The organism is Leptospira ilyithenensis (assembly GCF_004771005.1).
Classification (GTDB): Bacteria; Spirochaetota; Leptospiria; order Leptospirales; family Leptospiraceae; genus Leptospira_A; species Leptospira_A ilyithenensis.
On record NZ_RQHV01000056.1, the window covers coordinates 1 to 9,793 of the forward strand.

Consider the following 9,793-nt stretch of genomic DNA (forward strand, 5'->3'; position numbering starts at 1 on the left):
AGGCTTTGCATACCTGGGAAAGCCGGGCGAATCTGGACTTTCTCAGGAACAGAGACGAGTTTGTATTGAAGCTGAATACAAACAGAGTGGACACGACCTACCTGAACCGGATCGGAGTCCAAACCACTCTTTCCCAAGATACAGCGAACCAAGCACTCCAATTGCAACAACAGATAACAAATGCAACCAACCAGTGGAGTCAGAACTTCAACCAGAACTACGCGCAAGGACTCAATGATTTTGCAGGATCCTTGGAAATAATCCAAAGCAAATACAAAACGTTCCTAACTGCTATGGACAAATCGGATACTACTTTTCAGACAAATTTATATGAGATAGACCAGTATAAAACAGCCGTTAAATCCGTGATCCAAGGTATGGTCACTCAGTTTGGAACTTCCCTTGCGACTGCTTGCGACAAACCCGAGGACTGTACGTATCGTTATGCGAATGGCGGCGGACTCAACGATGCAGGGAAACTGCTGGAAAAACTAGTGGACAAAATGAACGGAGTGCTGAGTAACACTGCACTGGATCCATCCAATATACTAACCACCATTTCCACTGAGATTACAAACTTTCTCTCGACCACAAGCGTCGATGCAAAAGCCCAAAGCACAAACTATTATAACAAAATCAATACTTATCAGATATCCACGACTTTAAGCGGAGGAATTTCCGCGGCTACAGCAACGCAAGCGCAGATAGACGAACTAGCCAATAGGGTTCGTAACAGTACATACGGTTACTGGGCAACTCTCAGCGAATCAGAACAAAACTGGGCCGGAGTCTCCGGAGGCCAGGATATGTTCAACAACATAGGAAGCGATAGCCTGGAAGAGATGTTGAAGGCCATCCGGGATGGGAATGAGCCTAAAATCAATGCTCTTCTCGCCACCAAACTGGGGACTACCAGATATGGTGTAACGGATGTTCTACTTACCAATATATTCACATACGGCGGCCAGAAAAATATGTGCTGTAACGGAATAGGAATCAATTACGCACAGAAAGAAGATAGAAATTGGCTCGCAGAACCTGACGACTATCATTATTGGGAAGGAGTTCGTTACTGGGAAGTCGCAAGGTTTCATATGGGGTATGTCACTTACGGAGCTCTCTTCAAAGTATACGATGCCCAATCGGATGCAATGTATTCCTATTGGAACAGCAATTCCACTTCGTTAAGCAATCAACTTAACAAATATACAAACGATATAAATCCTGCCATTAGCAACTGGGAAGGTCAGGTAGCAAGTTACAATAGTTTTTACGAACAGTGGAAAACAAACGCAGATGCATTAAAAGAACAAGCAAAGACTGATTATGAGAATTCTCTCGCCGACCTGGAAGTCAAAAAAACAGCCTGGCTTTCCAAGATAGAAATAGAAAGACAAGATGGAGTTGTCAAATGGGAAGAACTGCAAAGAAATGCACAATCCATAGAATCAAAATCGGATCTAGCTGCAATCAAGGCAGACTTCAGAGCGGTTAAATCTACGGGAATTGATTTTTCCACAGGAACGGATTTGGTTTTGACTGGCTACGGTGGGAACCTGGTCAGCCTGACAAGCACGGAATTTGAATTTAAGGATCCGGCGATTGCAGGGAATACAATAGGTCCGAAGGATATACTTAACGTCGTAAAAGAAGGATGGAACGAAATTAAATCAGGAAGTATTTACGAGAAAGTTTCCGCATTGGGAAGTTTCGCGTTAGGTGGTGTTGCGGGAGGTCTGGGATTTGTACAAACCGATCCGATCCTATATAAGTCTCTTACCGGGAATTCGTCAACCGAGCCAGTGATTTCTCTATCAACCAGCCAAAACAAAATCACAACTTCCAGCCCGCAAAAGTATAATATATTCACCGCTGCCTACGATAAGGAAGAAGTCACGAGCCTCACCATTGGTAAAAAGGATATCGGTGATATCTTCGGCGATACGGTGAACGGGGTTGGTCAATATGCAACTCTCTTGTCCATGAACGAGAACAATACAAGACTAGCAGAGAAAGAACAGGAAAAAGTTCTGAACCAGCTAACTTATAGTATCAAATGGAATGAGCGCGCAGTACTCAAATACAATGAGAATGGTGAACTTACCGGAGCAATGGAGTATCAACATATACTGAATCAGATGAATGAATCTAAGTATGCCCCGATGGTGAGTTGTATGGCGAACAAAGGAGCGTTGTATAACGATTGTTTTAAAGAAATATTCAAGGAATCGATCGCTTACTTGTACAAAGACGGACTGGAATATCAAGAGGGAATGATCGTAAGATCTTTAAACAGAACGGACAAAATCGTATTAGGTCAGACGACGGGAATGTTAGATCTAACGGCGGAAGAAAAGAAAGCGGCGGGGACTTGTTATGTGAACCCAACTCAGTGTTGGGACCTACTCCGACAAGATTATACATATACGATCAACAAAGAAACGAGTGTAGCGACTCTTACAAGTAAGCCGATCAGCAACGGAAGAGTGGCCGGAAATATAAATGGTAGATACGTCACAGGAACGCAAACGGAAGTTCGTTATGTGAATCTATCACAAGTAGCACCCGTTATAGCCCCTAAGGGAAAAGATCTGTTTGATGTATGGGAAGATGAAGATATTGAGAAAGTAATAGATCAGAGAATGGCAGTTCTAACAGATTTTTATGACAACAGACTCTCGGGTGATGTCAAAAGAATCTCAACATCCGTAAATGAAGTCGCGGAAGTCAAAGCAAGAAATGAGAGAAAGTTCGAGGAAGAGAAAAAAGCCCAGGAAGGTGTAGATTCTTTCCTTAAGGAAATGGTTCTCGCTTATATATCCGGGGGAACGGCAGGATTCAACTCGGCAATCAAAGGTAAAGTGGAAGGAGCGATAAATTCCAGTATTGCGGGAGCCCTCATCCGTGCAACCGGAGGAAGTGAAGAAAGCATCCAGCTAGTATCCGATGCCATCGGATTTATGCGGGGAAGGATGCAGGCGAATAAGATCAAAGCGCGAGCAAACTTCGTATCTTACAAAGATCCGTGGCAAGGTCTTGGAAATATATTCAAACAAGGGTTTGATGGAATGATGAATAACCCGGTGTTGACGGCAGGGCTGGCTTATCGGACGAAAGGAGTTTCGACAGCATTCTTTCGGGGAGCTGCCTATATGGGAGCAGTAGCGTTCGGATATAAATCCTTAGATAAAGCGGGTTACGAGTCGATGAAGAACCAGATTGTTGGTTCCCGAGCCGTATACCGCGAGATCAAAACAAATGAAGAATCCATGATCAAAAGGAATGCTACAAGTGCCATAGCAGCTGCAACGGGACTGCCAGCAGATCTTGTAACACAATTATTGACCGACTTCAAAGGCCAAAGAGACGCTAAGAAAGCCAGATCCCAAATGAATTCCAATCCTTATGCGACAGCTTCTGCCATGATCAACGGACTTGCCGGAGGAATTTATAAAACGGCAACTGTGGCAATGGGAATCCCGGAAAGAGATATATCCGCATTCTTTGACGATATTCATTCCATGGCATATGCAGGGAACCTGGATATAACGAAGCAGGAAAGAGTATCCCAGAATTATATCTATCTATCAGCGGGTATCAAGACACCTGGTTCCAGTTATACGTCCAACATACCGGGGGATACAGCCGGGATCGTAGAAGAGATAGGTAAAAAGATCGTAGTCGAGGAACTAGTCAAGGCTACGGGTATGGACAAAGACATAGTAGATGCATGGTTCAGAAAAGGATATGGTAATATCCAACAAAAGAAAGAAGACCGTAAGGCACAAAATGCGGCGGTAAGATCAACACTGATCACAGCGGCACTACTCATACCTACCATGGGACAATACGGATCTTTAGGTACCGGAGCAAAGGCATTCCTTACGAATATAGGAAGAGCTGTAGGCGTTGCGGATAAATTCGCCCCGGCAGTTGGTGCCGCTATGGTAAGGGGAACAATCCAAGTAGTAGATGGAACTCGTAATGGATGGAAAGGAGCGGCGGCGGGATTTGTAAACGGAACACTCGGAGTGATCACACAAGGGGCTTTCCAGGGAAGTACTGTCACTCAGAACCTATTCCAAGGAGCACAAAACGCAGGTCTCGGGCTTGGTATGTCTTATGACGAAGAGAATGGATGGGGTGCAATGGTTGGTCTTGGGAACCAGGCACAGAACTTTGATTTTAGATTTTCCGAGTATGGAGATGATATATTTACAACATCCTTTAAGGCAGGGAACGGACTACAGATCACTAACAGCTATAATACGTCAAGTGGAGCAGCCGGTGTAGGAATCAACGTCAACAGCGGAAAAGGACCAAGACAAGGGTTTAACCTGAATATCAATTACGATACAAAAGATAGATTCACCGGGGGTGTGAGTTATACAAACCAACCTTCGGGAATTGGAATCTCGGGGAACTGGGATAGAGATGGACAGGCATACGTATCTTCTTTGTTAAACGGAATTACATTGGGAACGAATGGTGCTGATGGCTATACTGCGGAAGAGATAGACTGGATGCAGGACAACATCAACCGGGCACAGGATGCTAAAGATAGAAGGGATGATGATCTCAAACTCATCAAATCAGGACTGACGCAGAACTACATAGATGGTCTGGATGAGGTGACACGTGGATTCCTTGTTGCACGTGCTGACGAGAACGAACTACTTCGCACGGAAGGCAAGTTAAGTGATGATGCGATTGTAAAGCTTACGGAAGAACAGAGAGAGGATCTACTAAAATCCTTGGTTAAAGAGCCTGTCAGTGTGGAGTCGATCGCACTTATGAGTCTCGGAATTGTGGGAACGAGTGCTATGGCAGCATTCGCATTTATGGGATTAGGTGGTGGAGCCAGTAACGGAGCTATACCGCCTGTCCGGGGGCAAGTCGTTGAGGTGGCAAGGAGAAGAGAAGATGAGGATGGTAGCGTAGGAACTGAGGACGGGATAACACTCCATGACCTTCCACAGTCTGAGGCTGGAAATGTAGGTGGAATAGTAACTAATTCCTTTGCTCATTGGCAGAGTGCATTGCAGAACAGATTTACGGAAGGAGGAACGATTTCCTCTATAATTTCCGATATCAATAAGCTGAGCGAAAGCGATAAACGACAATTAGTATCCGATTCCATACAATCAACAAGCAATAGAACCGGATTTGAAAGAGTGGAAGGTGTTGACCCTGTAATTTTAATAAAAGAAACACCGACGAAAGTCTTCAAAGATGAAACCTCTCTTACTGCGGCAAAACTACTGGAGGCAAGAATCACTCAAGGAGTCGATGACTTTAATAAGAATAATCCAATAAGCAAAACTATTCTACAACCTACTCCCGCAGAATCGAAGTTATTAAAAGCGGCAGAAAGAGCAAATCAGACCCTGAATGAAAAAATAACAAGCCCTGAATTCAGTAATATGAATACAAGTGTAATAGATCTAAGGTCTCAAATCCAGGATGCCAGGGATCAGATAAAGTCACTGGAAATAAACACGGATACATCTAGCAAAGATGCGATGACTAGGCTAAATGAGATTATCACGGAGAAGAGTAATCTTATCAAACAAACAGAAATTAGTATGCAGCGTTTGATTCAGAAGGAAGCACTCGCAGCAAGTAAAGCGAACGCTGCTGTGCGTGATTTTGCATCCAATGGAACGGAAGCGATGATTCAAAAGCAAAATGCTTTAATCAGCAAAACGCAAACAGAGTATGAAGCAAAACTAAAACAAGGAGAATCCATTGCATCTGAAATTGCAAATCTGAGACTACTGAGAGAAAATCCGTTGCATCTGGAAACTCTCCCTAGTGCCGATATAAAACAGACATTGTTAAATCTAACGGGAAGTGAAACAATCGCACCGACTACGGCAGACATTGACAAAAGATTAAATACACTCGGGAAATCACAAAAAGATTTGGAAGCAAAAACTTCGACTGTAAAAGACAGGTTGGATATAGCAAATCGAATGTTGAGTACGTATGAACTGCATGCAACGAAATACGAGTTGGATAAGATAAAATACAATCAGGATGTAAGAGATCAGAAGCTTGCACTAGAACTTGCTCATGAAATCGCTTCTACCGAATCTTTAAAGGACAGTTTGTCTTCTGATTTCAAAGAGAAACTTGCGGCATTAGAAAGTGCAGAGCTGAAACTAGCGAATTTAGATCAGAAGTATGGAGATAGTTTGGATGATCAGGCGTTAAGGAACAAGATTAAGGAATATCAAAAGTTATCTAAAGAAATCGAAAAAGCAAAAGAAGCATTACAACCTCATCTCGATGACTTGAGAGGAGTGGTTCATAATTTAGATCATAAGATAGGAATTGAAGGCTCTACGGAAAGTTTGGCGAGCATTACCACTTTAACGAAACCGGAAGTTATCAAAGAAACAATCGAAGTTCCGATCTATGAGAATGCAGATGGAGAGTTTAGGATTGGAGGGGGTCCTGATCCGGGATCGCTTGTATCCATGGCTGCTCCTGGGGGAATATTATACCAAGGGGATAGTCCCGAAGCGAAAAACCTTGCGGCAAAAATAAAAACTATAACCGGAGTCGATGTAAACCCAGATACAATTCAAGACAAATGGTGTCAGGCAGCATCGCTTTGGTCCACACTCAGACATGAATTTGGGGATGCCGTAGAAGCTGACTTTGCTGATTTTATAAAAAAGCAATACCAGGCAGGCAATATCTTGATATCTGAACCTGGAAACGTTATGCAAGTTGAACACAACGATACCATTATGGATAGTTATGCGAATGTATTTGAAAAGGCATGGGATAGAACCGAGATTTCTCCATCTACTACGCGAGATGAGGCTTATTCCGAACTAGCAAGTTTTATGAGCACTACGAATAGTAATTCTGTTATGTTACGTGTTAGTGACACTCATACCATTACTTTGCACAGACAAGGAACGAGTTGGATTGTGGAGGATACTGCAGACCCAACCATTAATGGTAGTACATTTGATCCGAATGAATATAAAAAATCTTCACTATATCTTGATGCCCCTTATGGAAATGAAATTCCAGAATCATACGCTTACGCGAAGGATAAAAAATGAAAAAGATTATCTTAATATTTAATTTGCTGATCGTTCTAAACGCTTGCTCAGCAAAACAAACAAGTGATGTAAAAACAAATAGTGATGTTGAGGATTTACGTCAGAGAGGATATACAATCGACTTAATTGGCGATAAAGGTAGTAAGACTTCTTCTCATATGTCTTCCTCAAAAGATACGAAGATTTTATCAGGTGATTTAACTAAAATTTGCAAAATAGAAAAGTTGTATTCTATGAGATTTGAAGATTCACAAATTCCAAATTCTTTTGATAATGAGATTAACAATTGTGATCTTAGCGGATTAACTTTATTTCGTTTTTTTAAAAGCTCAGTTACACCAAGTTTACTTTGCTCATTTGCAAAAATTAAAAACTTCCCTCACCTATCTTTAATGGCGGCAGGTGTAAATGATTTAGGACTGGACTGCCTTACTGAAATGCAAAGTATAGGAGTCTTTGATTTAACCGGAGCAAATAACACCTATACAGATGAAGGATTTTGTAAATTCGCACAGAGTGGAATTAAAATCAAAACTTTATATATGTATGATGCAAATTTAACCCAAAAAGGATACGAGTGTTTAGCGGAAATACAAGGAATAGAAACTATGAGCTTTAAGAGATGGAAAAACTTCTCTAAACAAGAAATGAGTGCTGTAAAGGATTTTTACTTCAAGAAACACGGGAAGAAGATCGTTATAAATGTTTTCGAATATGATAAATTATAATATAAAAACAAACCCCGCGTCAACGATCGCAGCGGAAATCCTTCGCACAACCAAAAAGGCGAAGATTGAAGCGAAGAGCGTGGTCGGGTAAAAGAAAGAGGAATTGGAAAAGAAAAGATGCGAGGCGCCCAAACAAACATAGATAAAGTCTCTCTTCTCTTAAAAGCAAGAGAGATGTTTCTCGCGGTGGCGGAGGCAGGGATGCCGAAGCTCGTGCGTCGTAACACGGAGGTTACGCGCACAGGAGCGTGGAACAGCGAACGTTTAATGGTTCTCGCTTATATATCCGGGGGAACGGCAGGATTCAACTCGGCAATCAAAGGTAAAGTGGAAGGAGCGATAAATTCCAGTATTGCGGGAGCCCTCATCCGTGCAACCGGAGGAAGTGAAGAAAGCATCCAGCTAGTATCCGATGCCATCGGATTTATGCGGGGAAGGATGCAGGCGAATAAGATCAAAGCGCGAGCAAACTTCGTATCTTACAAAGATCCGTGGCAAGGTCTTGGAAATATATTCAAACAAGGGTTTGATGGAATGATGAATAACCCGGTGTTGACGGCAGGGCTGGCTTATCGGACGAAAGGAGTTTCGACAGCATTCTTTCGGGGAGCTGCCTATATGGGAGCGGTAGCGTTCGGATATAAATCCTTAGATAAAGCGGGTTACGAGTCGATGAAGAACCAGATTGTTGGTTCCCGAGCCGTATACCGCGAGATCAAAACAAATGAAGAATCCATGATCAAAAGGAATGCTACAAGTGCCATAGCAGCTGCAACGGGACTGCCAGCAGATCTTGTAACACAATTATTGACCGACTTCAAAGGCCAAAGAGACGCTAAGAAAGCCAGATCCCAAATGAATTCCAATCCTTATGCGACAGCTTCTGCCATGATCAACGGACTTGCCGGAGGAATTTATAAAACGGCAACTGTGGCAATGGGAATCCCGGAAAGAGATATATCCGCATTCTTTGACGATATTCATTCCATGGCATATGCAGGGAACCTGGATATAACGAAGCAGGAAAGAGTATCCCAGAATTATATCTATCTATCAGCGGGTATCAAGACACCTGGTTCCAGTTATACGTCCAACATACCGGGGGATACAGCCGGGATCGTAGAAGAGATAGGTAAAAAGATCGTAGTCGAGGAACTAGTCAAGGCTACGGGTATGGACAAAGACATAGTAGATGCTTGGTTCAGAAAAGGATATGGTAACATCCAACAAAAGAAAGAAGACCGTAAGGCACAAAATGCGGCGGTAAGATCAACACTGATCACAGCGGCACTACTCATACCTACCATGGGACAATACGGATCTTTAGGTACAGGAGCAAAGGCATTCCTTACGAATATAGGAAGAGCTGTAGGCGTTGCGGATAAATTCGCCCCGGCAGTTGGTGCCGCTATGGTAAGGGGAACAATCCAAGTTGTAGATGGAACTCGGAATGGATGGAAAGGAGCGGCGGCGGGATTTGTAAACGGGACACTCGGAGTGATCACACAAGGGGGCTTCCAGGGAAGTACTGTCACTCAGAACCTATTCCAGGGAGCACAAAACGCAGGTCTCGGGCTTGGTATGTCTTATGACGAAGAGAATGGATGGGGTGCAATGGTTGGTCTTGGGAACCAGGCACAGAACTTTGATTTTAGATTTTCCGAGTATGGAGATGATATATTTACAACATCCTTTAAGGCAGGGAACGGACTACAGATCACTAACAGCTATAATACGTCAAGTGGAGCTGCTGGAGTCGGAATCAACGTCAACAGCGGAAAAGGACCTGTGCCTCGTAAAAACTATAATAGCGGACAAAGTGTTCGCTAAACTGGAGGAATTTTGTTTCGATGGAATGATTTTGGTAAAAAATAGCAAAGTTCGACCGATTAACTCGTATTATTTCCAAAAATCTTGACGCAAATCGGTTTTTAAAAAATCAAATAGGCATAGCCGATCCTTCCCCGAAAAGGGCCTTAATCC

The 9,793-nt window shown here is 42.9% G+C and carries 3 protein-coding genes; all 3 read left to right on the forward strand.

Annotated features, from left to right (window positions below; genetic code table 11):
- Positions 1–5: 5 nt before the first annotated feature.
- The 3 genes from EHS11_RS13030 (at position 6) to EHS11_RS13040 (ending at position 9,640) form a co-directional block, all read left to right on the forward strand.
- Complete coding sequence (locus EHS11_RS13030; RefSeq protein WP_281282579.1) at positions 6–7,082, forward strand: TIGR04388 family protein; 7,077 nt, start codon at positions 6–8, stop codon at positions 7,080–7,082.
- Complete coding sequence (locus tag EHS11_RS13035; RefSeq protein WP_135764855.1) at positions 7,079–7,810, forward strand: hypothetical protein; 732 nt, start codon at positions 7,079–7,081, stop codon at positions 7,808–7,810. The genes EHS11_RS13030 and EHS11_RS13035 overlap by 4 nt, the downstream gene beginning before the upstream one ends.
- A gap of 117 nt (positions 7,811–7,927) precedes the next feature.
- Positions 7,928–9,640 carry a hypothetical protein gene (locus EHS11_RS13040; RefSeq protein WP_135764856.1) on the forward strand — a complete coding sequence of 571 codons (1,713 nt, stop codon included), beginning with the start codon at positions 7,928–7,930 and terminating at the stop codon, positions 9,638–9,640.
- The last annotated feature ends 153 nt before the right edge of the window (positions 9,641–9,793 follow it).